We start from the raw sequence: 25,692 nt of genomic DNA, 5'->3' as shown, positions 1-25,692 counted from the left end.
TGATGTCGCTCTATCTTGCCGCCCTGCTCATCGGCATCGTTGCCGGGCTGCGCGCCATGACCGCGCCGGCGGCCGTCAGTTGGGGCGCGGCGCTCGGCTGGCTCCCGGGGATTTCGGCAAGCTGGGCGGCCTTCATGGGCTACCGCTTCACGCCGTGGATCTTCTCAATCCTTGCGCTGGCCGAGTTCGTTACCGACCAATTGCCGTCGACGCCGAGCCGGAAAGTGCCGCAGCAGTTCGGCGCGCGCATCGTCAGCGGCGGCTTCTGCGGCGCGGTGATCGGCGCGGCCAGCGGTGCGACGATCGGCGGCGCCGTCGCCGGCATCATCGGCGCTGCGATCGGCACGTATGGCGGGGCGGAAGCGCGTGGCCGGCTTGCCGCTATGTTCGGGCAGGACCGGCCGGCGGCCGTGATCGAGGACGCGGTCGCCATCGTGCTCGGGCTGGTGGCGGTCTCGGTGCTGACATGACCGGGAAATTCGACGCGATCGTCATCGGCGGCGGCCAGGCCGGCCCATCGCTGGCCGTGCGGCTGGCGAATGCGGGCAACCGCGTCGCCATGATCGAGCGCAAATTCCTGGGCGGCACCTGCGTCAACACCGGCTGCAAGCCGACCAAGACGATGGTCGCCAGTGCCTATGCCGCCCGCATGGCGCGGCGCGGCGCCGACTACGGCGTGGTGCTGGGCGAAATCGGCATCGACATCAAGCGCGTCATGGCGCGCAAGGAAAAGGTAACGCTGGATTCGCGCAACGGGTTGCGCGATTGGCTGGCCTCGACGCCCAACGTCACGTTTATCGAGGGCCACGCAAAATTTCGCGCGCCCGGTGAGATCGAGGTCAATGGCGAGACGCTGTCGGCGGCAAAAATCTTCCTCAATGTCGGCGGACGCGCCTCGGTGCCGGACCTGCCCGGCGTGAACGACATTCCGTACCTGACCAACAGCTCCATCCTCCAACTCGAGACGCTGCCGCACCATCTGGTGGTCGTCGGCGGCAGCTATATCGGACTGGAGTTCGCGCAGATGTTCCGCCGCTTCGGCAGCGAGGTGACCGTGGTCGAGAAAGGCCCGCGCCTGACCGGCCGCGAGGACGAGGACGTGTCGCAGGCGATCCAGGATATTCTTGCCAAGGAAGGCATCGCCTTCCGGCTGAGGGCGGAGTGCATAAAATTCCGGCGGCAGGGCGGCGACATCGCGGTCGGCGTCGACTGCACCGACGGTGCGCCGGAAATCCTTGGCAGCCACGTGCTGCTGGCGATGGGGCGGCGGCCCAACACCGACGATCTTGGCCTGGAGGCCGCCGGCATCGAGACCGATGAGCGCGGCTACATCAAGGTCGACGACCAGCTCCGCACCAGCGCCGAAAATGTCTGGGCGATGGGGGACTGCAACGGCCGCGGCGCTTTCACCCACACCGCCTACAATGACTACGAGATCGTCGCGGCAAATCTGCTCGACGGCGACCATCGCCGCTTGAGCGACCGTTTCCCCTGCTACGCGCTTTATACCGATCCGCCGCTCGGGCGAGTCGGCATGACCGAGGCGGAAGCGCGCAAGTCTGGAAAGAACTGCCTGATCGGCGGCGTCGAGATGACGCGGGTCGGCCGCGCCGTCGAGCGCGGCGAGACAGAGGGTTTCATGAAGGTGCTGGTCGATGCCGACAGCCGCCAGATCCTCGGCGCGTCGATCCTCGGCGCCAGCGGCGACGAAGTCGTGCACGGCATTCTCGACCTGATGTATGCCAAGGCCAAGGTGGACACGCTGATACGTTCGGTGCCGATCCATCCAACGATTTCCGAATTCCTGCCAACGGTTTTTGCCGGCCTGAAACCGTTGCAATAAGGCGTTCTGGACGCGCCATGCGGAGCAACCTTCGACGGCGCTCGGCCACGAGAAGACCGCGATGGCGAGCGACCTGTTCGCCTTCCTCGTGCCGGTCGCCAGTGCCGCGGCTACCTATTTCGGCTGAGAGGCAGAAAGTCCTTAGCCCGCTCATTGGACAAGCGGCGAAGCCATAGTATCTTCGCCTGCTTCGTCCGCGGCGCTTCGAAAGGCGCCGGCGGGCGGCATTTCTGGTGGGGTGGCGGCAGGCCGATGCAGGCATCGATGCGCAACGCGATCAGCGGAGAGGTCTTTCCGCTCGGCGACGTGTCGCTGATCGGACGCGGCGAAACCGCGACCATTCGCCTGGCCGACGCCAGCGTCTCGCGCCAACATGCGACGGTGCGCCATGAGGAAGCCAATTATTGGGTGGTCGACCTTGGCAGCGCCAACGGCACTTTCGTCAACGGTTCCGCCATAGCCGGTCCACGCGCCCTGCGGCCCGGCGACCGGCTGCAATTCGGCAAGGTCGTCCTGGTGTTCGAAGACGCGGGATCCGTCGCGCGCACCGAGGTGCTCGACGATCGCACGCAGATCTCGCGGTTGCCGCCACAGCCGATACAGACCACGCCCATGACCATCCTGGTCGGCGATCTGAAAGGGTTCACCGCGATCTGCGCGATGCTTTCGGCCGAGGAGGTCGCCGGGCTGCTGCGCGAATGGTATGCCGATTGCGACACCATCCTGAGACGCCAGGGCGCATCGATCGACAAGTTCATCGGCGACTGCGTCTTCGCCTATTGGCACGGCACCGAACTTGAGGTCCGGGCCAGGGCCTTGAAGGCGGCGGAATTGCTGCGCGGCGCTGAAACCGCGCCGTCGTCGCCGACGCGCCTCCTGCTCAGGCAACGGCATGGTCTCTCGCTCGATTGCCGGGTCGGTCTGCATCTCGGCGAGGTGGCACTGGGTTCGATGGGCAAAGGCATCAACACGGCGCTCGGTGACGCCGTGAATATCGCCTTCCGCATCGAGAGCCTGACGCGCAGGGTCGAGGAGCCGATCCTGATGAGCGCCGCCTTTGTCGACGGATTTTCCGGTCGCGTCTTCCGCTCCTGCGGCCGGCATCAGGCCAAGGGCGTCGAGCAGCCGATCGAGGTTTTTGCATCGGAATCGGGAACATCGGCTCAATAAAGGCGGAGACCGCGATTCTGCGAGCGAAAGCAAAGTCGAGAAGCCGTCCTACCTCTTCAAAGTGGCTGGTAATTGGTCGGAGCCTGGAGCAGTATACGCCGTGATGGCGCAGCCATCGCCCGGGAGGGGCTTTGTTGGGTTGGAAGTAAATCACATGTCCGCGAAAGTCGGACAATACAAGGAGGAGACGTCCATGAATTTTAGACTACTGCTTGCCGCGACCGCGGCGGCCGGCATGCTGCTTGGCGGATCGGCGATCGCGCAGGACAAGAAGCAGCTTGCGTTCGTCGTCAATGCGTCATCGGACTTCTGGAAACTGGCCGAGGCTGGCGTCAAGAAGGCGCAGGGCGAGTTGGGCGACGGTTACGAACTGCAGTTCCGTTATCCCGCCCAAGGCACTGCCGCGCTGCAGAACGCGCTGATGGACGATCTGGTCGCCGCCGGCACCGACGCCATCATGATCTCGTCCGCCGATCCGAAGAACTCGATCGACGCGTTCAACAAGGTGGCCGCGCAGGTTCCGCTGTTCACCACCGACTCCGACGCGCCGCAGTCCAAGCGCATCGCCTATCTCGGTTCATCCAACACCGCCGCCGGCGTGCAGGCCGGCGAGGAGATGGTCAAGGCGATGGCCGGCAAGGAAGGCAAGTGCATGGGCTTCGTCGGCTTCCTCGGCGCCGACAACGCGGTGGAACGCATCAACGGCTTCAAGCAGGCGATCGAGGGCAAGGGCATCACGCTTGTCGACGTTCGCGGCGACGATGTGGACTTCGCCCGCGCCCGCACCAATGTCGACGACGTGCTGGTGGCCAATCCCGAGATCAACTGCATGGTCGGGTTCTATTCCTACAACCCGCCGAAGATCTATGAGGCGCTGCAGGCGGGCGGCAAGCTCGGCCAGATCACCGTCGTCGCCTTCGACGAGGACCCGGTCACGCTGGGCGCCGTCAAGGAGGGTAGCTTCGCGGCGACCGTCGTGCAGCAGCCTTTCGAGTGGGGCTATCAGGGCATGAAGCTGATGGCCGCCTATCTCGGCGGCGACAAGTCGATGATCCCGGCCGACGGCCTGATCATCGTGCCGACCGCCGTCATCAACAAGGAGAATGTCGACGCGTTCTCGGCCGACCTGAAGGCCAAGATCGGCGGCTGATCGAAAAAGGCATGAGCCTGGGGCGCGGCATTTCTCGCCGCGTCCTAGGTCGCCCCGCGGTCGCATGAACGCTTCCCCGCAAAAATCCCGAGCGATTGCCGACGCAAAACCGTTCCTGCGGTTGAGCGGCGTACGTAAGGCCTATCCGGGTGTCGTGGCGCTTGCCGGCTTCGACCTGGAGGTTCGTCCCGGCGAGGTGATCGGCATCGTCGGTGAGAACGGCGCCGGCAAGTCCACGCTGATGAAGATCCTCGGCGGCGTTGTCGTCCCCGACGGCGGCACGATCGAGGTCGACGGCGTCGCCAGCCAGTCCTTCACCGTGACGGAATCCATCCGCGCCGGCATCGCTTTCGTCCACCAGGAACTCAACCTGTTCGACAACCTCGATGTCGCCGCCAACGTCTTCATCGGCCGCGAGCCGCGCAAATACGGCATCCTCAACATCGTCGACACCGAGCGCCAGCGCGCCGCCGTGGCACCGCTGCTGCGACGGCTCGGCGCCAATTTCGGGCCTGCGGCGCCCGTCCGCAAACTGTCGCTCGCCCAGCAGCAGATCGTCGAGATCGCCAAGGCGCTGAGCTATGAGGCGCGGCTGATCATCCTCGACGAGCCGACGTCGAGCCTGCCGCTGCACGAGACGGAAAAACTGCTGGAGGTAATACACGGGCTGAAAGCCGACGGCATCGCCGTCATTTTCATCTCGCACCGGCTGCACGAGATCGAGCGCGCCTGCGATCGGGTGGTCGTGCTGCGCGACGGGGAATTCGCGGGCGAACTGGACCGCGCGGAAGTCACTTACCAGAAGCTGGTCAGGATGATGATCGGCCGCGAGCTGAAGGTCGTCTACACCCCGCCGTCGCGCCCCCGTGGCGAGGTGGCGCTGTCGGCGCGCGCTATCCGCACCGCCGCCTATCCGCGCCAGCCGGTGACGCTCGACCTCCACCGGGGCGAAATCCTCGGGCTCGCCGGGCTGGTCGGCTCCGGGCGCAGCGAACTTGCCCGCGCCATTTTCGGGATCGATGCGATCTTCGGCGGCGAGGTCGCCTTCGCGGGCAAGGCGTTCGCCGTCAGGGCGACCGGCGACGCCACGTCGCGCGGCATCTTCCTGGTCCCGGAGGACCGAAAGGGCGCGGGCATCCTGCTCGACCTGTCGATCGCAGAGAATATCACGCTGCCGAATCTCGGCGCCTATTCGCGCGGCGGCATCGTCTCCACGTTGGCCGAGATCAAGCGCGGCGAGCGCAGCAAGGCGGAACTCGATATCCGCGCGCCGAACGTCAAGATGCGTACCGGCGCGTTGTCGGGCGGCAACCAGCAGAAGGTGGCGCTGGCCAAATGGCTGGCGATGGACCCGCAGGTCATCGTCCTCGACGAGCCGACGCGCGGCATCGACATCGGAGCGAAGTTCGAAATCTACAGATTGATGCGCGGGCTGGCGGACGCGGGCGTCGCGGTGCTGATGATTTCCTCCGACATGGAAGAGGTGATCGGCGTGTCCGACCGAATCGCCGTGATGCATGAGGGCCGCATCTCCGGCACGCTGACGCGCGACCGGTTCAGCGAGGAAAACGTGCTGATGCTGGCCGTCGGCCGCGAAGTGGAAGAAACGGGAGCGCGCGCGTGAACAGGAAAGACCTCGGGCTTCTGGTGCTCATCCTGGTGGTCGGCCTGTTCGTCTATCTGCGCAACCCGCTTTTCCTGTCTTCCAACAATCTCGCCAACACCGCCAATCTGATCGGTCTGTTCGGCCTGTTCGCCATCGGGCAGGGTTTTGTCATCATCACCGGCGGCATCGAGCTTTCGGTCGGCTCGATGATTGCGCTGCTCGGCGTGCTGTTCGTCGACATGGTCGGGCGCATGGGCATTCCCTGGCCGATCGCCGCTTCCATCGTCATGGCGCTCGGTCTGGCCATGGGGCTGGCGCACGGCCTGCTGATCACAAAACTGCGCATGCAGCCTTTCGTGGTGACGCTGTGCGGGCTGTTGATCTATCGCGGCGTGGCGCGCGGCTATACGGCGGATGCCACCGCGGGCTTCCCCTTCGGCAGCACCTATCCCGGCCTCGATTTTTTCGTCGCGCGGCCCTTCGGCATCCCGACCTCGGTGTTCGTGCTGGCGGTCGTCGCAATCATCGCCTGGATCGTGCTGCACCGCTCCGTCTTCGGCCGCTACCTCTTCGCGGTGGGCAAGAACGAGGAGGCAGCGAAATTTTCCGGCATCCGCACCGATCTGGTGGTCATCGCCGCCTATGTGATCTGCGCCGCGCTGACGGCGCTCGCGGCGATTTTCTTCGCCATGTACACGCGCTCGGTGCAGCCCTCCGGCCACGCCAATTTCTACGAACTCTACGCCATCGCGGCGGCGGTGCTGGGCGGCTTCTCGCTGCGCGGCGGCGAGGGGTCGATCATCGGCGTGATCCTCGGAACGATCCTGCTTCAAATCCTGCAGAACCTCGTCAACCTGCTCGGCATCCCCTCATCGCTCAACTTCGCGGTGATGGGCACCGTCATCCTCGTCGGCGTGCTTGTCGACCAACAATGGGGCCGGTTCCGCGAGCGCAGCCGCATTCGCGAAGCAGCGCGTCTCGCGCTCAAGGCGGCGGAGTGACCGGGCCGGCACGGCGCCGCTGTGACATAGACAACCCTTGCGCCGACGCCGGCACGATGGTCTAGGGACCACGCTTCCGCCGTCGCACCCCTGACACGGCGGCTGGCGAAAAGGACCCAAGGCTGGCAGCGCATGATCCGTCTCGAAAACATCGGCAAGCAGAACGGCAAGCAGATCGTCTTCATCGAGGCGTCGGCTGCGATCCAGCGCGGCGAGAAGGTCGGGCTCGTCGGCCCCAACGGCGCCGGCAAGACCACGCTGTTCCGCATGATCACCGGCGAGGAGCAGCCCGACGAGGGCCAGGTCTCGATCGACCGGGGCGTGACCATCGGCTATTTCAGCCAGGATGTAGGCGACATGGCCGGCCGCAGCGCCGTGCACGAGGTGATCGACGGCGTGGGCCCGGTCAGCGCGCTGGCAGCCGAGATGGCCGAGCTGGAGGCCGCCATGGGCGACCCCGACCGCGCCGACGAGATGGACGACATACTGGCGCGCTACAGCGACGTGCAGCACCAGTTCGACGAACTCGACGGTTATGCCCTGGACGGCCGCGCCCGCGAGGTTCTGGACGGGCTGGGCTTTTCCCAGGAGATGATGGACGGCGACGTCGGAAAGCTCTCGGGCGGCTGGAAGATGCGCGTGGCGCTGGCAAAGATCCTGCTGATGCGGCCCGACGCCATGCTGCTCGACGAGCCGTCGAACCATCTCGACCTCGAAAGCCTGATCTGGCTGGAAAATTTCCTCAAAGGGTTCGACGGCGCGGTGCTGATGACCTCGCACGACCGCGAGTTCATGAACCGCATCGTCGGAAAGATCGTCGAGATCGACGCCGGCGCCCTGACCTCCTATTCCGGCGACTATGAATTCTACCGCCAGCAGCGGGCGGTGGCCGAAGTGCAGCAGCAGGCGCAGTTCGAGCGCCAGCAGGCGATGCTGGCCAAGGAGATCGCCTTCATCGAGCGCTTCAAGGCGCGCGCCAGCCACGCCGCGCAGGTGCAGAGCCGCGTCAAGAAGCTGGAGAAGATCGACAAGGTCGAGCCGCCGAAACGCCAGCAGACGGTGCGTTTCGAGTTCCAGCCCGCCCCGCGCTCGGGCGAGGACGTCGCGACGCTGAAGAATGTCCACAAGAGTTATGGCAGCCGCCGCATCTACGACGGGCTGGACTTCCAGGTGCGCCGACGCGAACGCTGGTGCGTCATGGGCGTCAACGGCGCGGGCAAGTCGACGCTGCTGAAACTGGTCGCAGGCGCCTCGGAGCCGGACGACGGCACGGTTTCGCGTGGCCCGAGCGTCAAGATGGGCTATTTCGCCCAGCACGCGATGGAACTGCTCGACCGCGAACGCACCGTGCTGCAGTCGCTGGAGGATTCCTTTCCGCAGGCCGGCCAGGCCCCGCTGCGGGCGCTTGCCGGCTGCTTCGGCTTTTCCGGCGACGAGATCGAGAAGAAATGCCGCGTCCTTTCAGGCGGCGAGAAGGCGCGGCTGGTGATGGCCAAGATGCTGTTCGACCCGCCGAATTTTCTCGTCCTCGACGAGCCGACCAACCATCTCGACATCGCCACCAAGCAGATGCTGATCGAGGCGCTGTCGCGTTACGAGGGGGCGATGCTGTTCGTCAGCCACGACCGGCATTTTCTCGCGGCCCTCTCCAACCGCGTGCTGGAGCTGACGCCGGACGGCATGCACGCCTATGGCGGCGGCTATACGGAATATGTCGAGCGCACGGGGCAGGAGGCTCCTGGGCTGAGGAGTTGATCGGCGGACTGGGTCCCTCTGGAGCTATCGTTCGAGAAGCAGGGCAATTGCAATAAGCTTGTCCTGGCAGACGATCCTCGACGCCTCGCCTGCGGCGAAACGCCGAAGCACCACCCCCTTTCCGGCCCTTCGGGCCACCTCTTCCCCTGCCCGGGGGAGAGGATGGCTGGCCGACATGACGGCGCTTCAAACGGCACCGCCGATCCTCTCCCCCGGGCAGGGGGAGAGGTGGCCCGAAGGGCCGGAGAGGGGGTGGTGCTGAGACCAACCGGCAAAGCCGGTTTGACGAGGATAACGTCTATATGCGCGATTGCCATTGTTTGAGGCGATGCGATCTCTGCCGTCCTTGACTTTCCGCCAAATATCCTGTTGAAGCCGCAGTAATTCAGCGACGAGGATCTATTCCGAGCCGCCGACCGGGGCGCCTGAGAGTCAGGACCGACCCCGGAGGCCAACACCCGGCAGCGCGATGCGCCCCCGGGTGCTTTTTGGTTTTGGCTATTCGGTGCTTGGGTCTTGGCCGCAAAGATACTACCTCTCGGGCACCATTCTGGCGCACGGGAAAAGGAAGACGGATGTTCGAGAGCCTACAGGAACGGCTTGGTTCCATTCTGAACGGCCTGACCGGCCGCGGTGCGCTGTCGGAGGCGGATGTCTCGGCGGCCCTGCGCGAGGTGCGGCGCGCCCTTATCGAGGCCGACGTGGCGCTCGAGGTGGTCCGCTCCTTCGTCGACAAGGTGCGCGGCAAGGCCATCGGCGCCGAGGTGCTGAAGTCGATCAAGCCTGGCCAGATGGTCGTCAAGATCGTCCATGACGAGCTGGTCGACATGCTCGGCGCCGAGGGCAAGACCATCGACCTCAATGCGCCGGCGCCGGTCGTCGTCATGATGGTCGGCCTGCAGGGCTCGGGCAAGACCACGACCACGGCCAAGATCGCCAAGCGGCTCTCCGAGCGGCAGGGCAAGAAAGTGCTGATGGCCTCGCTCGACACGCGCCGGCCGGCCGCGCAGGAGCAGTTGCGCCAGCTCGGCGAGCAGACCAAGGTGGCGACGCTGCCGATCGTCGCCGGCCAGTCACCCGTCGACATCGCCAAACGCTCTGTGCAGGCGGCAAGGCTCGGCGGCCACGATTTGGTCATCCTCGACACAGCCGGCCGCACCCATATCGACGAGCCGCTGATGCAGGAGATGGCCGAGATCAAGGCCGTCTCGTCGCCGCACGAGATCCTGCTGGTGGCGGATTCGCTGACCGGCCAGGACGCGGTGAACCTCGCCCGCTCCTTCGACGACCGCGTCGGCATCACCGGCCTGGTGCTGACACGCATGGACGGCGACGGACGCGGCGGCGCGGCCCTTTCGATGCGCGCCGTGACGGGAAAACCGATCAAGCTGATCGGCGTCGGCGAGAAGATGGATGCGCTGGAGGAATTCCATCCACGCCGCATCGCCGACCGCATCCTTGGCATGGGCGACATCGTCAGCCTGGTCGAGAAGGCCGCCGAAAACATCGACGCGGAAAAAGCCGCGGCGATGGCGAAAAAGATGCAGTCGGGGAAGTTCGACCTGAACGACCTCGCCGACCAGCTCCGCCAGATGCAGAAGCTGGGCGGCATGGGCGGCATCATGGGCATGATGCCCGGCATGGGCAAGATGAAGGACCAGATGTCGGCGGCCGGCCTGGACGACAAGATGTTCGGCCGCCAGCTCGCCATCATCTCGTCGATGACCAGGGCCGAGCGCTCCAATCCCGATATGCTGAAGCATAGCCGCAAGAAGCGCATAGCCGCCGGCTCCGGCACGGATGCCTCCGACATCAACAAGCTGTTGAAGATGCATCGCGGCATGGCCGACATGATGAAGGCCATGGGCGGCAAGGGCAAAGGCGGCGGCCTGATGCGCGGCATGATGGGCGGACTCGCCTCCAAGATGGGGCTGGGCGGCATGATGCCTGGCGGCATGGGCGGAATGCCCGACCTGTCGAAGATGGACCCGAAGCAGCTCGAGGCGCTGCAGAAGCAGGCAGAGGCCTCCGGCCTCGGCGGCGGCATGCCCAAGGGCCTGCCGCCGGGCTTTCCGGGCCTTGGCGGAGGCGGCGGATTGCCCGGCCTGCCGGGCGGCCTGAAGCTGCCGGGTCTCGGCGGTCCGGGCGGGCTTCCGGGGCTGGGCAAGAAGAAGTGAGGGCGGAGATGAAGGAGCACGACGACCCCGTGGCGGCCGGCTTCAAGCGCGTGAACGACGCGCATGACGCGCTGAAGGGATTTCGCGCCTCGATCGACAACATCGACGCCGCGCTGATCCACATGCTGGCCGAGCGTTTTCGCTGCACGCAGGCGGTCGGCGTGCTGAAGGCCACGCACGGCCTGCCGCCCGCCGATCCGGCGCGCGAGTCCCAGCAGATCGCGCGGCTCAGGCAACTGGCGCAGGACGCCAATCTCGACCCCGATTTCGCGGAAAAATTCCTGAACTTCGTCATCAAGGAAGTGATCCGCCACCACGAACAGATCGCCGCCGGCAACGGCGCGACTGCACCCGGCGCTGAGGGCGCCTCCACCAACGGCTGACCTCAGCCAACCAACCAGGACTTAGGAGTAAGACAATGTCACTGAAGATACGGCTGGCCCGCGCGGGCTCGAAGAAGCGTCCCTATTACCACATCGTCGTCGCCGACGTGCGCAGCCCGCGCGATGGCCGCTTCATCGAGGCGGTCGGCGCCTGGAACCCGCTGCTGCCGAAGGACGGCGATCGCGTAAAACTCGACGCCGAGCGCGTCACCCATTGGCTGGGCAACGGCGCTCTGCCGACCGACCGCGTCGCCCGCTTCCTCGACCAGGCCGGCCTGTCGAAGCGCGATGCACGCAGCAACCCGACCAAGGCGCTGCCGGGCAAGAAGGCGCAGGCCCGCCTCGACGCCATCAAGAAGGCGCAGGACGAGGCCGCCGCGGCCATCGCCGCCGCCACCGCCGCTCCGGCCGAGGAAGCCGCTGCGTCCTGATCCGCTATTCACGGACACTGAACCGACGGCGGGCCAAAAGCCCGCCGTTTGTTTTTCACGCTGTGCGTTCGCCCTGCGCTATCGCTTCGGGCGTTCGCTGCCAGGATCGACAAATCGTTGTCGATCTTTCGACTATCGGTCGACCGCTCCTCAATCCCTAAAAATAGTGGGCGCGCAGTGCGCCGTCATAGCGCCCGCTCTTCAGGCAGCATTTCTTGAAACAACCTCCCGGACCCGCAAGGGCATGGGTCGTTGCGGCCGAGCTTTTCGATCAGTTCGACGCAATCGTGGACAAAACGATGCCCACGTTTCACATGGGTCTCGGACGGATAGGATTTGCGGCGCTTCGAGGTGATCTCAAAAGCAGGGCAGATCGTCGACGATGCTGTTCTTGCGCATTGCAGCCTCCCTTTGGTTGGCGCCGCGCCGATAACATCGAGGCCGGTGCACAGCAAGACGGAGCGCCAGTGCGTATTGAGATTCGGGCGCTCCGTATCGCTTTCGCGCTCGCTGCCGGCAGCTTAGGGAACGGCGCAGAGCGAGGCGGCCGGCCGCGAGGACGACGATTTCATGACCGTCCCGCGCTCGCGCCCAGCGTGACGAGAAGCTCGTCCAGTTGCGCGAACTGCTCGCCCATCGCATCCGCCGCCCCGGTGCCGGCAGCGTCGAGAGCTTCCTTCGAGGGATAGAGTTCGCGCAGGACCAACAGCGTCTTTCCCTCTTTTTCCTCGAAGGTCACCGTGGTCACGGATCCAACGTCGCCGCCTTCGTCATTGGTCCAGACAATCCGCGCGTTTGGGATCACTTCGATGTATTTTCCGAAGAACGCGTCAGAGTTTGCGTCATCGTGGCCGAACACCAGACGGTAACTGCCCCCTGTACGAACATCCATGTCGCAGGAACGCAGGACCATGCCCATCGACTTCGGCACCCACCAGCGCATGAACAGGTTGGGTGTGGTCCACGCCTCGAACACGATGCGCGCCGGGGCGTCGAAGGTTCGCGTCACGACCAGCTCCCGGTCGGACTTCCGTTCCACCGTTGTGCGGTTCTTCATCGGCTCACTTTCTCGTCTATCGTTCATCGCGTTTCTCCTTCCGTTTCAATTCCTCGACAATCCTGTCCAACGCGTCGAAACGCGCGTCCCAGAGCTGGCGGTGCCTCTCGATCCAAGCCGCCTCTTCCTCCAGGCGGCGCAGGCCGAGCTTGCAGGTCCGCACCCGGCCGACCTTCTGCGTGGTGACGAGCCCCGCCTGCTCCAGGACGCCGACATGCTTCTTCATGCCCGTGAGGGTCATGTGGAATTTTTCGGCAAGCTCCGTGATCGAAGCGTCCGAACGTCCGAGCTGCTCCAGCACGCCGCGCCGGGTGGCGTCCGAAAGCGCGGCGAACGAGGCATCGAGGCGGGCTGTCAAATACTGAACCATATAGTTCAGTATCTAGCGCATGAATGAGCTGCCGGCAAGGGGACCGAAGGCGCGTGAACGGCCGCGGCCTTTCTTGTCTCCGTCACAATCCCGCCGCAGACGATGCGGCGCGGCTGGCATAGCGTGGCCTCTTCGGCAAAGGGGAGACCGCCATGACGCTGACCGTGTTTCTTGCCTATTGCGCGGCACATTTCGTCGCCGCCGTCACGCCCGGACCGTCGATGCTGGCGGTCATCGCCACCGGTATCTCGCGCGGCACGCGGCGCGGCATCCTGGTCGGCATCGGCGTAGCGCTGGGCGACATGACGCTCGTCACCATCGCCATGTGCGGCCTGATCGCCCTGGCGCAGGCTTTTGCGATCGTCTTCCTCGCCGCCAAATATCTCGGCGCCGCCTACCTGATCTGGCTGGGCGTCATGATGTGGCGCTCGGCCGGCACGATCGACACGAACACGGCGCGGCCGGCCGGCGGTGCCGGGCGCCCGTTCCTGCTGGGGCTCATGCTGGCACTTTCCAACCCCAAGGCGATCCTGTTCCACGCCAGCCTGATGCCGCTGATCCTCGACCTCCGCACGCTGACGGTCGTCGACGCGCTGCTGATTATGGCGGTGGTGTTCAGCGTCAATGTGCTGACCATGAGCGCCTATTCGCTGCTGGCCGGCAAATCCTCCGCATGGTTCCGCAGCGGCGCGCGGCTGCGCTGGATGAACCGCATTGCCGGCAGCGCCATGATCGGCACCGGCGCGCTGATCGCCAGCCGATAGGCGCTTTCACGGCTTGGACGCCGGCAGTTCCGGGAGCGGAGGCTCGTCCTTCTGGTCCAGGAAATCCTTGATGATGGCGGCTGCGTCCTTGGGGAATTCCCAGAACATGTTGTGGCCCGCCCCGGCGAACACCTCGAAGCGCGCGTCCGGATAGGCCTTTTCCAGTTTCTCCTGATGCGGCAGGTCGAACAGCCCATCCTTTTCGCCCCACAGCACCAGCACGGGCGCCTTCACCTGCGGGGCGATCGGCGCGAGGTCGCCAGTGGCGGCACCCCACAGCACTCCGGTCCAGACATGGATGGGAGTCGCGGCGCTTTCGGTGCGCTCGCGGGTGATGAAATCCTCGTCGACCGGATTTGGGTTGGCGTACCAGTCCTTCATGAACTGGCTGTCCGGGTCGATCGGCGCCTTGAGCTGCATGACGTTGTCCCACAGCCACGAGCCCGGCCCGCTGCCGATTGCGGTGGTGGAAGAAACCAGCACCAGCTTTGCGACCTTGTCCGGATGCTGGGCAGCGAACAGTTGCCCGGCCAGCGACCCCAGCGAGTGGCCGATCACATCGGCCTTGGCGATCCCCATGGCATCCAGGAACAGGGAAGCATCGTCGGCGAAATCCGTATAGGCGTAACAGCAGGGCGGCGCATCGGACTTGCCATGGCCGCGCATGTCGAGGGCGAACAGGTGCCGGTCTTTCAGGAACGGCGCAAGCAGCGACCAACTGCGGCTGTTGTCGGTGTAGCCATGCAGCAGCAGCGTCGGCGCGCCGTCCGGGTCGCCCATCTCGGAATAGGCAAGGGTCAGCCCGTTGGCGAGTTTCACGGTCTTCTTGGCATCGGCCCATTCGGCCTGCGTCGGCACCGGAATTTCTTCGGCCGCCGCGGTAAGAGGCGTCAGCAGCCCCGCCAGGGCCACAAAAGTCGCCATCAGCAGAAACAATCGCCGCATTTGCCACCCCGCTCACACTGGCGCAGCCTTCGGCGCGCGGGAGAAATGTTGCAGAATGTAGGAATGGCGTCGAGGGCGAATCCGGCCGGCGGCGTTCACTCCTTGCGGACCGCCAATTTCTCCGCGAGGTTTTCCATGCGTTGAGCGAGGCCGCCCAGTGCCCCGGTCAGCGCCGCATCGTTCTTGTCGGCTTTCATCAGCGCGTCGTCGCGGGTCTTGCGGAGTGTGAGAATCTCGCTCTCCATGCCCTTCACGCGCTTCTGCAGCTCGGTCAGCTCGTCCATGACCATGATGCCCGACATCACGGTCAGCCGCTGGTCGCCGATCTCCCCGAACGTGTCCTTCAGATGGGAAACGTAGCGGTCGAAGCGCTGCGCAAGGTCGAGGAGATGTTCCTCCTGGCCTTCGTCGCAGGCCATCCGGTAGGTCTTGCCGTCGATCGTGACCGTCACTTGAGCCATGGCGGAACCTATCTGTCGAGGACCGCGCGGATGGTCTCCATCGCGGTCACCAGACGCCGGGACACTTCCTTGTTGGCTTCCTCCAGCCGCTCGGCGCGCGCCTCGGAGAGGTCGAGTTCCTGCGCCAGCCGGCTGCGGTCGGCGTTCATGCGCTGCACCTCCGCCTCGGCTTCGGAATAGTCCTGTTCGTTTTCGAGCCGTGCGGCCGCCGCATGTTCGAGCAAGTCCATCGCCTTGCCCAGGCGAATGATGACTTCCCGCAGCGTCGTTTCCCCGGTCATGGCACCTGTCGAAACCTCCGCCAATCCCCGAATCAATGACGGATAATAACAATTTACCGCTGAAAGATTAGGCATCGTGTCAACAGCCAGTCAACACACCAGCGCGCCTTTCCCCCGTTAACCGGCGCAGCAATGTCGGAGGTACGCCTGCTTGCACCGACAGGAACGTCGTCGGACGCCCTTGCCAGGGTTGATTTCATCGGGCGGGAAAACGCGCATGGACGTGTCGCCGGCACCCCCCGCGTTTTGTTGACAGCGGCTTGGCACCTGATATGTGTCCCGTGCCTTTGGGGCAGCCCCCGCCAAAACCCTCGGAGATCCAGCATGACGAGCCGCGAAAAGCACGACCGCATGGCCAATGCGATCCGCTTCCTGTCCATGGATGCTGTCGAAAAGGCGAATTCCGGTCACCCCGGACTGCCGATGGGCTGCGCCGACATCGCCACCGTGCTGTTCACGCGCTTCCTGAAATACGATCCGAAGAATCCCCATTGGCCGGACCGCGACCGCTTCGTGCTGTCGGCCGGCCACGGCTCGATGCTGCTTTATTCGCTGCTGTACCTCACCGGTTACGAAGACATCACGATCGACGAGATCAAGAATTTTCGTCAGCTCGGATCGAAGACGGCCGGCCACCCGGAATACGGCCACGCCGCCGGCATCGAGACGACCACCGGCCCGCTCGGCCAGGGTTTCGGCAACAGCGTCGGCATGGCGCTGGCGGAACGCATCCTGAATGCGCAATTCGGCGATGCGCTGGTCGATCACCATACCTATGTGATCGCCGGCGACGGCTGCCTGATGGAGGGGATCAGCCAGGAGGCGCTGGCGCTGGCAGGGCATCTGAAGCTCAACAAGCTGATCGTTTTCTGGGATCACAACAACATCTCGATCGACGGCGCGGTGTCGCTCGCAGACTCAACCGACCAGGGCGCGCGTTTCGCCGCCAGCGGCTGGAACACGCTGGCCTGCGACGGCCATGACCCGGAGGCCATCGCAAATTGCATCGAGCAGGCGAGGAAATCCGACCGCCCGACCCTGATCGCCTGCAAGACGACCATCGGCTTCGGCGCGCCGACCAAGGCCGGCACCAAGGCCGCGCACGGCTCGCCGCTTGGCAAGGACGAGATCGCCGCGACCCGCAAGGCGCTGGGCTGGGAGTTCGCGCCGTTCGAGGTTCCCTCCGACATTCTTGATGCCTGGCGGCTGGCGGGTCTCAACTCGGCCAAGAGCCGCAAGGACTGGGAAGCGCGGCTTGCAGGAACGGGCGCCGATACGCGCGCCGAGTTCGAGCGGCGGATGCGTGGCGACCTGCCCGTCGGTTTCGATGACGCCATCACCGCCTACAAGAAGAAACTGGTGGTCGACAAACCGAAGGTTGCGACCCGCAAGTCGAGCGAGATGGCGCTGGAGGTGATAAACGGCGTGGTGCCGGAGACCATTGGCGGCTCGGCGGACCTGACGGGTTCCAACAACACCAAGACCAGCCAGACCAATGCCATCTCCGCCGGCAATTACGGCAACCGCTACGTTCACTACGGCATCCGCGAGCATGGCATGGCGGCGGCCATGAACGGCCTGACGCTGCATGGCGGCGTCATCCCCTACGGCGGCACCTTCATGTGCTTCTCCGACTATGCGCGGCCGTCGATGCGGCTGGCCTCGCTGATGGGCATCCGCACCATCTTCGTGATGACCCATGATTCCATCGGCCTCGGCGAGGACGGCCCGACCCACCAGCCGGTCGAACATCTGGCGGCGCTGCGGGCTATTCCCAACCATCTGGTCATGCGGCCGGCCGACGCCACGGAAGCCGCCGAATGCTGGCAGATCGCGCTGGAGAGCACCAAGACGCCGTCGACCCTGGCGCTGACCCGCCAGAACCTGCCGGCGCTGCGTACGGAATTCAACGACGAGAATCCGTGCCGGCTGGGAGCCTACGAGCTTGCCACAGCCGACGGCGAGGCGGCCGTGACGATCTTCGCTACCGGCTCGGAAGTCGAGATCGCCGTTGCCGCCCGTACGCTGCTGCAGCAGCATGGCCATCCCACCCGCGTCGTCTCCGTGCCCTGCTTTGAATTGTTCGAGGAGCAGTCCGAGGAGTACAAGGCGGCGCTGATCGGCAAGGCCAAGGTCAAGGTGGCGATCGAAGCCGGCATCCGCCTCGGCTGGGACCGCTTCATCGGGCTGGACGGCATCTTCATCGGCATGCACGGCTTCGGGGCGTCCGGCTCGATCGAACAGCTCTATCCGCACTTCGGCATCACCGCCGGCGCGACGGTGGACGCGGTCGAGAAGCGCCTGCACAAGAAATAGCGCGTCGCGATCTTCGCCCCACGGCTGGCGGCACAAGCCATGCGCCGCCATGTCGCATGCCGCGCCAGCGGAATAATGCGGAGGAGCCGCTGCTAATCGATTTAAATTCGCCCTTCCGGCATATGGATTCTTTGGCTGCCCGACGTTAAGAAGCGGGCGGCACCCATCCCAAGCGTAGCCGCGCCTTCACCGCGACAGGAGGAATTTCATGACCGTCAGAGTTGCCATCAACGGATTCGGCCGCATCGGCCGCAACATCGTGCGCGCCATCTATGAGTCCGGCCGCAAGGATATCGACGTCGTAGCCGTCAACGATCTCGGCCCGGTCGAGACCAACGCCCATCTGCTGCGCTTCGACAGCGTGCATGGAAAATTCCCGCACGAAGTCAGGGTCGAGGGCGACACGATCAATGTCGGCTCCGAGAAGTTCAAGGTTCTGGCCGTGCGCGATCCCGCGCAGCTTCCGTGGAAGGACCTCGGCGTCGACATCGCGCTGGAATGCACCGGCATCTTCACCTCCAAGGACAAGGCCTCGGCGCATCTGACCGCCGGCGCCAAGCGCGTCCTGGTCTCGGCTCCGGCCGACGGCGCCGATCTGACGGTCGTCTACGGCATCAACCATGACAAGCTGTCGAAGGAGCACATCGTCGTCTCCAACGCGTCCTGCACGACCAACTGCCTGGCGCCGCTCGCCGCCGTCATGCACGAGACCGTCGGCATCGAGAAGGGAATGATGACCACCATCCATTCCTACACCGGCGACCAGCCGACTCTCGATACGATGCACAAGGATCTCTACCGCGGCCGCGCCGCGGCGCTGTCACAGATCCCGACTTCGACGGGCGCGGCCAAGGCGATCGGCCTCGTCCTGCCGGAACTCAAGGGCAAGCTCGACGGCATCTCCATCCGCGTGCCGACGCCCAACGTCTCGCTGGTCGACTTCAAGTTCATCGCCAAGAGGAATACCACGGCGCAGGAGATCAACGATGCGGTGATCGCCGCCTCGAACGGCAAGCTCAAGGGCGTCATGTCCTTCACCACCCATCCGAACGTTTCGATCGACTTCAACCACGACCCGCATTCCTCGACGGTGGCGCTCGACCAGACCAAGGTGATGGAAGGCAATCTGGTGTCGGTTCTGTCGTGGTACGACAACGAATGGGGCTTCTCGAACCGCATGGCCGACACCGCCGTCGCCTTCGGCAAGACCATCAGCTAACTTCCGACATACATTCGCGAATTCGCAACGCCCGGCCTCGGCCGGGCGTTTTTCGTTTTGCTTGAATGTTTGCCGCAAATCGCTAGCCCGATGCCTTGTCTTCGCCGCACTCTGCATGGATCGACGATCCTGGGATCGAGGGAGCGGAATCGGCATGGATCAGGCAATCTACCTCGCAACGCTGGTCAGCGCCGCCCTGGTGGTCGCCGCAGCGTTTTCGAGCCTGATCGCCTTCCGCTTCGGCGCCCCGCTGCTGCTGCTGTTCCTCGCCATCGGCCTGGCCACCGGCGAGGACGGGCTCGGCATCAAGTTCGACAACCCGCAGCTGGCCTATTTTGCCGGCTCGCTGGCGCTGGCGGTCATCCTGTTCGATTCGGGTTTCGGCACGCCGCTGAAGATTTTCCGGCAGGCGGCCGCGCCCGCGTTGACGCTGGCGACGGTCGGCGTGCTGCTGACGACGGCGCTGTTCGGCGCGGCCGCCTTCTATCTCACCGATCTCGACTGGCTGGAATCCTTCCTGCTGGGCGCGGCGGTGGCCTCCACCGACGCGGCGGCGGTGTTCTTTCTGCTGCGAGCGGGCAACGTCAACCTGCGTGAACGTGTGCGCGCGACGCTGGAAATCGAATCCGGCACCAACGATCCCATCGCCATCTTCCTGACCATCACCCTGGTGGAGATCATCGCGCTGGGCGCACAGCCACATGCCGAGGTCATTCTGTTCGATCTCGTGCTCGGCTTCGTCACGCACATGGCGTTCGGCGCGGCGATCGGCCTGGCGGGCGGTTATGGCATCGTGAAACTGGTCGACCGGCTCAACCTCGACAGCGGCCTGCTGCCGATCTTCGTGCTGACGCTGTCGCTGATGATCTTCGCGGCGGCCGGCACGATTGGCGGATCGGGTTTCCTCGCCGTCTATCTCGCGGGACTGGTCGCCGGCAATTCCGACATACGCGCGGTTTCGGTGCTGAAGCGTTTTCAGGACGGCATGTCGTGGCTGGCTCAGATCATCATGTTCCTGGTGCTCGGCCTGTTCGCGACGCCGTCGCAGTTCCTGCCGATTCTACCGGCCGCGATCGCGCTTGGGCTGGTCCTGATCTTCGTGGCGCGGCCCCTGGCCGTGTGGCTCTGCCTCATTCCGTTCAGCATGCCCAGGCAGGAAACGGCCTTCATCTCCTGGGTCGGCCTGCGCGGCGCGGTGTCGATCCTGCTCGCAATCACCCCGATCCTCGGAGGGCTGGAGCATGGCCGGCTGATCTTCAACACCGCCTTCATCGTCGTTCTGGTGTCGCTGGTGGTGCAGGGCTGGACAGTGGGGCCCCTGGCCCGATGGCTGGGGCTGATCGTGCCGGCGCGGCTGGGTCCGCTGCAGAAAGTCGAACTCGAGCTTCCCGGCTCGGCGCACCACGAACTGCTGGCCTATACCGTGGTTGCCGGCAGTCCCGTGCTGCGCGGCCAGCGCATTCCGCGCTGGGCGCGGCCGTCGCTGGTGGTGCGCGAGGGGCGATCCATAAAATTCCAGGACGCAGGTCGGCTGGTCGCCGGCGACCATGTCTACATCTTCGTGCCGGATCGTTATCCGCGCCTGCTCGACCGCCTCTTCGCCAGCCGCACCGAGGTCGATCCCGAGGATGAGGATTTCTTCGGCGCCTTCGCCGTCGATCCGGCCCGCCCGGCCACCGATCTCGAGATGGCCTACGAAGCCAAGCTCGCGGAACCAGAACGCGGGCTGACCATCGGTGCGCTGATGGTGGCGAAGCTGAGCGGGCACGCCGAATACGCCGACCGCGTGAATCTCGGGCCGATCGAACTGATCGTGCGCGATGTGGACGAGAAGGGCCGTATCATCAGCGTCGGTGTCGCTCTGGAGCCGACCCCGCCGCCCGCCATTCCGGCATTCTTTGGCGCGACGGAGATCCGCGACCGGATCAAGGCGCATCTCCGGCAGCGGTTCGAGAAGACCCCCGCGCCTCAGCAGCCGGCCCCCGCGCCGGAAGACACGACTGTCGGCTGAAAGACCACCTTGCATGGACGGCGCGGCGCGATAATGTCCGCGCGACTCAACGACGGAGATGCCCGATGACCGCCTTCAAGACCCTCGACGACATCGGTGACGTCAGGGGAAAACGTGTCCTTGTCCGTGTCGACCTGAACGTGCCGGTCGCCGACGGCAAGGTCACGGACGCCACGCGCATCGAGCGGGTCGCGCCGACGATCACCGAGCTTGCCGACCAGGGCGCAAGGGTAATTCTGCTGGCGCATTTCGGCCGGCCGAAGGACGGTCCGACGCCGGAGTTTTCGCTTGAACCGATCGCGCGAGCGACGGCCGAGGTGATCGGCCGAAAAGTCGGCTTTGGCGCCGATTGCGTCGGCGAGAAAGCGGCCGAGGCGGTGTCGGCGATGCAGGACGGCGACATCCTGCTCTTGGAAAACACCCGCTTCCATAAGGGCGAGGAGAAGAACGACAAGGCGTTCACCGAGGCGCTGGCGAAGAACGGCGACATCTTTGTCAACGATGCCTTCTCCGCGGCGCATCGCGCCCATTCGTCAACCGAGGGCCTGGCGCGCCACCTGCCCGCCCATGCGGGGCGCACCATGCAGGCCGAACTCGACGCGCTGCACGCCGGCCTCGGCAATCCGAAGCGCCCAGTCGTCGCCATCGTCGGCGGAGCCAAGGTTTCGACCAAGATCGATCTTCTGACCAATCTGGTAAAAAAGGTCGACGCGCTGGTGATCGGCGGCGGCATGGCCAACACATTCCTGGCGGCGCGCGGCACCAATGTCGGAAAATCGCTGTGCGAACACGATCTGGCGGACACCGCAAAGCAGATCATGATCGACGCGGCCGCCGCCGGCTGCGCCATCATCCTGCCGTCGGACGGAGTGGTGGCGAAGGAGTTCAAGGCGGGCGCCGAGAATCAGGTGGTAGAGATCGAAGCGATCCCGGCCGATGGCATGATCCTGGATGTCGGTCCGAAGACGGTCGAAAAGATCGTCGAATGGATCGGCCGCGCCAACACGCTGGTCTGGAACGGCCCGCTTGGCGCGTTCGAGATCGCGCCCTTCGATGCTGCGACCGTGGCCGCCGCCAAGGCCGCCGCGGCTGAGACCACGGCTGGCGGACTGGTCTCCGTGGCCGGCGGCGGCGACACGGTGGCCGCGCTCAATCATGCAGGCGTGGCGGATGATTTCAGCTATGTGTCCACCGCTGGCGGCGCCTTCCTCGAATGGATGGAAGGCAAGCCTTTGCCGGGCGTCGAGGTGCTGAAAAAGGCCTGAGCGGAAGCCAGTGCGACTATGTCGTCGCGTGGCTGAGGATCACCGTCAGCGAGATCGCGGCCAGCGCCGCGACCGCCAGCTTCCAGAAGTCACGCCGCTGCCTGAGCCCCGGCAAGCCCAGCGGCTTGATGAGCTGGATGATCATCATGGCGACGATGACGAGCGACAGCGCTTTCGACATGGAGTGTTTTGAGCAGGCCTGCGCCGCGCTGTCAAAGTGCAATCCGCGGCTGGCGATAGCGTCCGGCGCGGCGGCGCTTTGCTACGCCGATAGTCAGGTGGACGCGCGCCCCCGCGGGCGGCTAAGCTTCGCGTAGGATCGGAGCGGGAGGAGCACCGATGGCGTCGCGCTATCATGAGGTCTATGCGGCCTGGAAATCCGACCCGGAAACTTTCTGGGCAGAAGCCGCAGGCGCCATCGACTGGTCGAAGCCGTGGGACAAGGTGTTTGACGCCGAAGCCGGTGTCTACGGCCGCTGGTTCGCCGGAGCCGAATGCAACACCTGCTTCAACGCGCTCGACCGCAACGTGGCCGGCGGGCGTGGCGACCAGCTTGCGCTGATCCACGACAGTGCCATCACGGGCACGGTGAAAAAATTCACCTATGCCGAGATGAAGCGCGAGGTTGTGGCGCTGGCCTCCGTGCTGAAGAACCACGGCGTCGGAAAGGGCGACCGCGTCATCGTCTACATGCCGATGGTGCCGGAAGCGGTGTTTTCCATGCTCGCCTGCGCACGGCTCGGCGCCATTCATTCGGTGGTCTTCGGCGGCTTCGCCGCGCGCGAGCTTGCCGCCCGCATCGACGACGCGACGCCGAAGCTGATCATCTCCGCCTCCTGCGGCCTGGAACCGGGGCGCACTGTCGTCTACAAGCCGCTGCTCGACGGGGCGATCAGCATGGCCCGCCACAAGGTCGGCCGCTGCCTGATCCTGCAACGCGAGGAGCAGCGCTGCGACCTCGTCGAAGGCCGCGACCTCGATTTCGCCGACCAAGTTGCGCGCGAGCGAGCAGCCGGCGCCAATGTCGATTGCGTGCCGGTCGCCGCCACCGATCCGCTCTACGTACTTTACACGTCGGGCACGACCGGCCAGCCCAAGGGCGTGGTGCGCGACAATGGCGGCCATATGGTCGCGCTGAAATGGTCGATGCAGAACGAGTTCGGCGTGAAGCCGGGCGAAGTGTTCTGGGCCGCATCCGACGTCGGCTGGGTGGTCGGCCATTCCTACATCGTCTATGCGCCGCTGCTGCACGGCTGCGCGACGGTGCTGTTCGAAGGAAAACCGGTCGGGACGCCGGATGCCGGCACGTTCTGGCGCGTGATCGCCGAGCATGGGGTTGTCGCCCTGTTCACCGCGCCGACCGCGTTCCGCGCCATCAAGGGCCAGGACCCGCTGGGTTCGTTCGTCCCGAAATACGATCTGACAAAATTCCGCACGCTGTTCCTCGCCGGCGAGCGCGCCGACCCGCCGACGCTCGAATGGGCGGAACGGATGCTAGGCGTGCCGGTGATCGATCATTGGTGGCAGACGGAAACCGGCCACCCGATTACCCAGAACCCAGTCGGCCTCGGCATGCTGCCGGTAAAGCACGGTTCGCCGGGCGTGCCGATGCCGGGTTTCGACGTGCGGGTTTTGGATGACGCCGGGCATCCCGTGGCGCCGGGAACGCTGGGCAATGTGGTGCTGAAACTGCCGCTGCCGCCCGGCTGCCTGCCGACCTTGTGGAACGCCGACCAGCGTTTTCACGATGCCTATCTCGCCGAATTCCCCGGTTCATACAAAACCGCCGACGCGGGACTGACGGACGATGACGGCTATCTGTTCATCATGGCCCGCACCGACGACATCATCAACGTCGCCGGCCACCGGCTTTCGACAGGTGGCATGGAGGAGGTGCTGGCCGAGCATCCGAACGTCGCCGAATGCGCGGTGATCGGCATTGCCGATCAGGTGAAAGGCCAGGTGCCCTGCGGCTTCGTCGTGCTGAACGCCGGCACGAACCGCGACGCGGCCGAGATCGAAAGCGAGATCGTGGCGCTGGTACGCGACCGGATCGGTGCTGTGGCGGCGCTGAAGACCGTGGTGGTCATCAAGCGGCTGCCGAAGACACGCTCGGGAAAGATCCTTCGCGCCACCATGCAGAAGATCGCCGACCGCGAGCCGTGGACGATGCCAGCGACCATCGACGATCCGGCGATTTTGGACGAGATCGCGGCGGCGCTGGCGGCGCGAGGGATCGGCGTCGAAGCCGCCTGATCGCCCTTCGGCTGATCTCGTCTTGCATCGACGTGGGAAGGCTTTGACCAGCCCCCATCAAGAGCGCCGGCGGTTAACGCAGTTAACTTTTTGCTAAAATCCTGAATTGCACCCTACAACCTGTATGATATGCCTTCTACTCGAAGGGCTAACAACCCAATCGACAGAAACGGGGTAGGGAACAATGACAACAGTCACAATGTCTTTTCCCGGTGGAGAATATCTGCCGGAGTATGTGGACTACAATCCATCGTTGGGGCAACTCCTCAACTTTGTAAACACGACGGTGATCGGCACGCCAAGCGCGACGCGAATCACGTTTCGGTTGGAGAGCGGTCTCGTCGTGAAGCTAATCGGGACTGGTTTTACCTATGATACAAATGGCGAGCCGACTGGCGGGACTTTGACCGGCCTTCAGGTATTGCTGGAGGACGGTGTTACGTTGCTCCAAAACGCTACGGGCTTTAACCTGTCACTTTTGGATGTCTATGATGCGGTGGATGCGAATACAGACGGCGAAGACGATTTTCTTTACTTCTTCTCTTGGCAATTCACCCAATGGCTGATGAACAGCAACGATACCATAAACGGCTCTTTAGGTAGTGACGACCTTTATGGCCATGCCGGCAACGACGTGCTGAAGGGCGGTGCAGACGACGACTATTTGGAGGGCGGCATCGGCAAGGACACTTACGACGGCGGCTCCGGCTTTGACACTTTGATGTTCCAGGACACTTATTTCGATCCCACCGCGCTACGTGGCATCGTGCTGGACGCGCAGGCGGGAACGGTCCTCGATCCCTGGGGCAACAGCGAGACCTTCACCAGCATAGAGGCCTTCCGCGGCACGCAGTTCGCCGATATCCTGAATGGCTCGTCGGTCGACGAACAGTTCTTTGGGCTCGGCGGGCGGGACAAAATCGACGGTAAGGGTGGCGTCGACGAGGTCCGCTACGACCGCGACGACCACCGTAACGGTTTCGATGGTGTCACCGTGAGTCTGACAAGCGGTGTTGCGATTGATGGTTTTGGCAAGTGACGTGAGACCCCAATCTCCTCCGGCTTGAGGGAGAGTCCTGGGTTTCGATTTAGGCCTCATGCGGCCTGTTTTTCCAGCGTGGATTTGATTGCGAACTCGACTGGCGGCATATTGCCGAGGGCCGAGTGTGGTCTGTGGTGGTTGTAGTCCTCCTTCCATGCGGTGATGGCGGTGCGGGCCTGTGTGAGCGTC

General features: G+C 64.7%; 25 protein-coding genes. 17 read left to right on the top strand and 8 right to left on the bottom strand.

What is annotated here, in order from left to right; all coding sequences use genetic code 11:
• Positions 1-2 precede the first annotated feature (2 nt).
• The 10 genes from ABMA59_RS15035 (at position 3) to rpsP (ending at position 11,516) form a co-directional block, all read left to right on the top strand.
• Positions 3-470 carry a DUF4126 domain-containing protein gene (locus tag ABMA59_RS15035; RefSeq protein WP_349006396.1) on the top strand — a complete coding sequence of 156 codons (468 nt, stop codon included), beginning with the start codon at positions 3-5 and terminating at the stop codon, positions 468-470.
• Positions 467-1,843, top strand: a complete 1,377-nt coding sequence (locus ABMA59_RS15030; RefSeq protein WP_349006183.1) for an FAD-containing oxidoreductase — start codon at positions 467-469, stop codon at positions 1,841-1,843. Before ABMA59_RS15035 ends, ABMA59_RS15030 begins: the two co-directional genes overlap by 4 nt.
• A gap of 252 nt (positions 1,844-2,095) precedes the next feature.
• Positions 2,096-3,013 carry an FHA domain-containing protein gene (locus tag ABMA59_RS15025; protein ID WP_349006182.1) on the top strand — a complete coding sequence of 306 codons (918 nt, stop codon included), beginning with the start codon at positions 2,096-2,098 and terminating at the stop codon, positions 3,011-3,013.
• Between the two features lie 193 nt (positions 3,014-3,206).
• Positions 3,207-4,163, top strand: coding sequence for a sugar-binding protein (locus tag ABMA59_RS15020; protein WP_349006181.1), 957 nt, complete (start codon positions 3,207-3,209; stop codon positions 4,161-4,163).
• A 64-nt stretch (positions 4,164-4,227) separates the two neighbouring features.
• Complete coding sequence (locus ABMA59_RS15015; protein ID WP_349006180.1) at positions 4,228-5,787, top strand: sugar ABC transporter ATP-binding protein; 1,560 nt, start codon at positions 4,228-4,230, stop codon at positions 5,785-5,787.
• Complete coding sequence (locus tag ABMA59_RS15010) at positions 5,784-6,770, top strand: ABC transporter permease (RefSeq protein ID WP_349006179.1); 987 nt, start codon at positions 5,784-5,786, stop codon at positions 6,768-6,770. Before ABMA59_RS15015 ends, ABMA59_RS15010 begins: the two co-directional genes overlap by 4 nt.
• A gap of 132 nt (positions 6,771-6,902) precedes the next feature.
• Positions 6,903-8,525, top strand: coding sequence for an ABC-F family ATP-binding cassette domain-containing protein (locus tag ABMA59_RS15005; RefSeq protein WP_349006178.1), 1,623 nt, complete (start codon positions 6,903-6,905; stop codon positions 8,523-8,525).
• 575 nt (positions 8,526-9,100) lie between these two features.
• Entirely contained in the window at positions 9,101-10,702 is a 1,602-nt protein-coding gene (ffh, locus tag ABMA59_RS15000; protein ID WP_349006177.1) for a signal recognition particle protein, read from the top strand.
• An 8-nt stretch (positions 10,703-10,710) separates the two neighbouring features.
• Positions 10,711-11,085 (top strand): chorismate mutase, encoded by a 375-nt coding sequence (locus tag ABMA59_RS14995; protein WP_349006176.1) that lies wholly within the window; start codon positions 10,711-10,713, stop codon positions 11,083-11,085.
• Positions 11,086-11,120: 35 nt separating this feature from the next.
• Positions 11,121-11,516 (top strand): 30S ribosomal protein S16, encoded by a 396-nt coding sequence (gene rpsP / locus ABMA59_RS14990; protein ID WP_349006175.1) that lies wholly within the window; start codon positions 11,121-11,123, stop codon positions 11,514-11,516.
• Positions 11,517-11,701: 185 nt separating this feature from the next.
• Here the strand turns inward: rpsP and ABMA59_RS14985 are convergent, their stop codons facing one another.
• The 3 genes from ABMA59_RS14985 to ABMA59_RS14975 all read right to left on the bottom strand — a co-directional run bounded on the left by ABMA59_RS14985 (position 11,702) and on the right by ABMA59_RS14975 (position 12,943).
• Positions 11,702-11,830 (bottom strand): SEC-C metal-binding domain-containing protein, encoded by a 129-nt coding sequence (locus ABMA59_RS14985; protein ID WP_349006174.1) that lies wholly within the window; start codon positions 11,828-11,830, stop codon positions 11,702-11,704.
• 254 nt (positions 11,831-12,084) lie between these two features.
• The gene (locus tag ABMA59_RS14980) at positions 12,085-12,600 is read right to left on the bottom strand and encodes an SRPBCC family protein (protein ID WP_425475920.1); all 516 of its coding nucleotides are present in this window, start codon (positions 12,598-12,600) and stop codon (positions 12,085-12,087) included.
• Positions 12,590-12,943, bottom strand: a complete 354-nt coding sequence (locus ABMA59_RS14975) for an ArsR/SmtB family transcription factor (RefSeq protein ID WP_349006172.1) — start codon at positions 12,941-12,943, stop codon at positions 12,590-12,592. Before ABMA59_RS14975 ends, ABMA59_RS14980 begins: the two co-directional genes overlap by 11 nt.
• A 152-nt stretch (positions 12,944-13,095) precedes the next feature.
• On the opposite strand from ABMA59_RS14975, the gene ABMA59_RS14970 reads away from it, so the two are divergent.
• Entirely contained in the window at positions 13,096-13,707 is a 612-nt protein-coding gene (locus ABMA59_RS14970) for a LysE family translocator (RefSeq protein WP_349006171.1), read from the top strand.
• Positions 13,708-13,713: 6 nt separating this feature from the next.
• Here the strand turns inward: ABMA59_RS14970 and ABMA59_RS14965 are convergent, their stop codons facing one another.
• From ABMA59_RS14965 to ABMA59_RS14955, 3 genes are all read right to left on the bottom strand, one after another.
• A complete protein-coding gene (locus ABMA59_RS14965) occupies positions 13,714-14,652 on the bottom strand; it encodes an alpha/beta fold hydrolase (RefSeq protein WP_349006170.1) in 939 nt (312 codons plus the stop codon).
• Between the two features lie 95 nt (positions 14,653-14,747).
• Positions 14,748-15,113, bottom strand: coding sequence for a cell division protein ZapA (locus ABMA59_RS14960; RefSeq protein WP_349006169.1), 366 nt, complete (start codon positions 15,111-15,113; stop codon positions 14,748-14,750).
• 8 nt (positions 15,114-15,121) lie between these two features.
• The gene (locus ABMA59_RS14955) at positions 15,122-15,394 is read right to left on the bottom strand and encodes a DUF4164 domain-containing protein (protein WP_349006168.1); all 273 of its coding nucleotides are present in this window, start codon (positions 15,392-15,394) and stop codon (positions 15,122-15,124) included.
• A gap of 324 nt (positions 15,395-15,718) precedes the next feature.
• Between ABMA59_RS14955 and tkt the strand changes: the two genes are divergently transcribed.
• The 4 genes from tkt to ABMA59_RS14935 all read left to right on the top strand — a co-directional run bounded on the left by tkt (position 15,719) and on the right by ABMA59_RS14935 (position 22,205).
• Positions 15,719-17,710: a transketolase gene (tkt, locus tag ABMA59_RS14950; RefSeq protein WP_349006167.1), complete on the top strand. Its 1,992-nt coding sequence runs from the start codon at positions 15,719-15,721 to the stop codon at positions 17,708-17,710.
• 208 nt (positions 17,711-17,918) lie between these two features.
• Complete coding sequence (gap, locus tag ABMA59_RS14945) at positions 17,919-18,929, top strand: type I glyceraldehyde-3-phosphate dehydrogenase (protein ID WP_349006166.1); 1,011 nt, start codon at positions 17,919-17,921, stop codon at positions 18,927-18,929.
• 154 nt (positions 18,930-19,083) lie between these two features.
• Positions 19,084-20,940, top strand: a complete 1,857-nt coding sequence (locus tag ABMA59_RS14940; RefSeq protein WP_349006165.1) for a potassium/proton antiporter — start codon at positions 19,084-19,086, stop codon at positions 20,938-20,940.
• A 65-nt stretch (positions 20,941-21,005) separates the two neighbouring features.
• A complete protein-coding gene (locus ABMA59_RS14935) occupies positions 21,006-22,205 on the top strand; it encodes a phosphoglycerate kinase (RefSeq protein WP_349006164.1) in 1,200 nt (399 codons plus the stop codon).
• A gap of 16 nt (positions 22,206-22,221) precedes the next feature.
• Here the strand turns inward: ABMA59_RS14935 and ABMA59_RS14930 are convergent, their stop codons facing one another.
• On the bottom strand, positions 22,222-22,386 hold the full coding sequence (locus ABMA59_RS14930; RefSeq protein ID WP_349006163.1) for a hypothetical protein: 165 nt from the start codon (positions 22,384-22,386) through the stop codon (positions 22,222-22,224).
• Positions 22,387-22,544: 158 nt separating this feature from the next.
• Between ABMA59_RS14930 and ABMA59_RS14925 the strand changes: the two genes are divergently transcribed.
• Both ABMA59_RS14925 and ABMA59_RS14920 read left to right on the top strand, forming a co-directional pair.
• Positions 22,545-24,461 (top strand): propionyl-CoA synthetase, encoded by a 1,917-nt coding sequence (locus tag ABMA59_RS14925; protein WP_349006162.1) that lies wholly within the window; start codon positions 22,545-22,547, stop codon positions 24,459-24,461.
• A 184-nt stretch (positions 24,462-24,645) separates the two neighbouring features.
• Positions 24,646-25,500 (top strand): calcium-binding protein, encoded by an 855-nt coding sequence (locus ABMA59_RS14920; RefSeq protein ID WP_349006161.1) that lies wholly within the window; start codon positions 24,646-24,648, stop codon positions 25,498-25,500.
• A 56-nt stretch (positions 25,501-25,556) separates the two neighbouring features.
• On the opposite strand, the gene ABMA59_RS37215 is transcribed toward ABMA59_RS14920, so the two are convergent.
• A partial coding sequence (locus tag ABMA59_RS37215) for an integrase core domain-containing protein (protein ID WP_425475858.1) occupies positions 25,557-25,692 on the bottom strand: 136 nt, incomplete at its 5' end.

Source organism: Mesorhizobium yinganensis (assembly GCF_040081985.1).
GTDB lineage: Bacteria > Pseudomonadota > Alphaproteobacteria > Rhizobiales > Rhizobiaceae > Kumtagia > Kumtagia yinganensis.
Note: the sequence above shows the minus strand (reverse complement) of the source record. Positions and strands in the feature narration are given on the sequence as shown.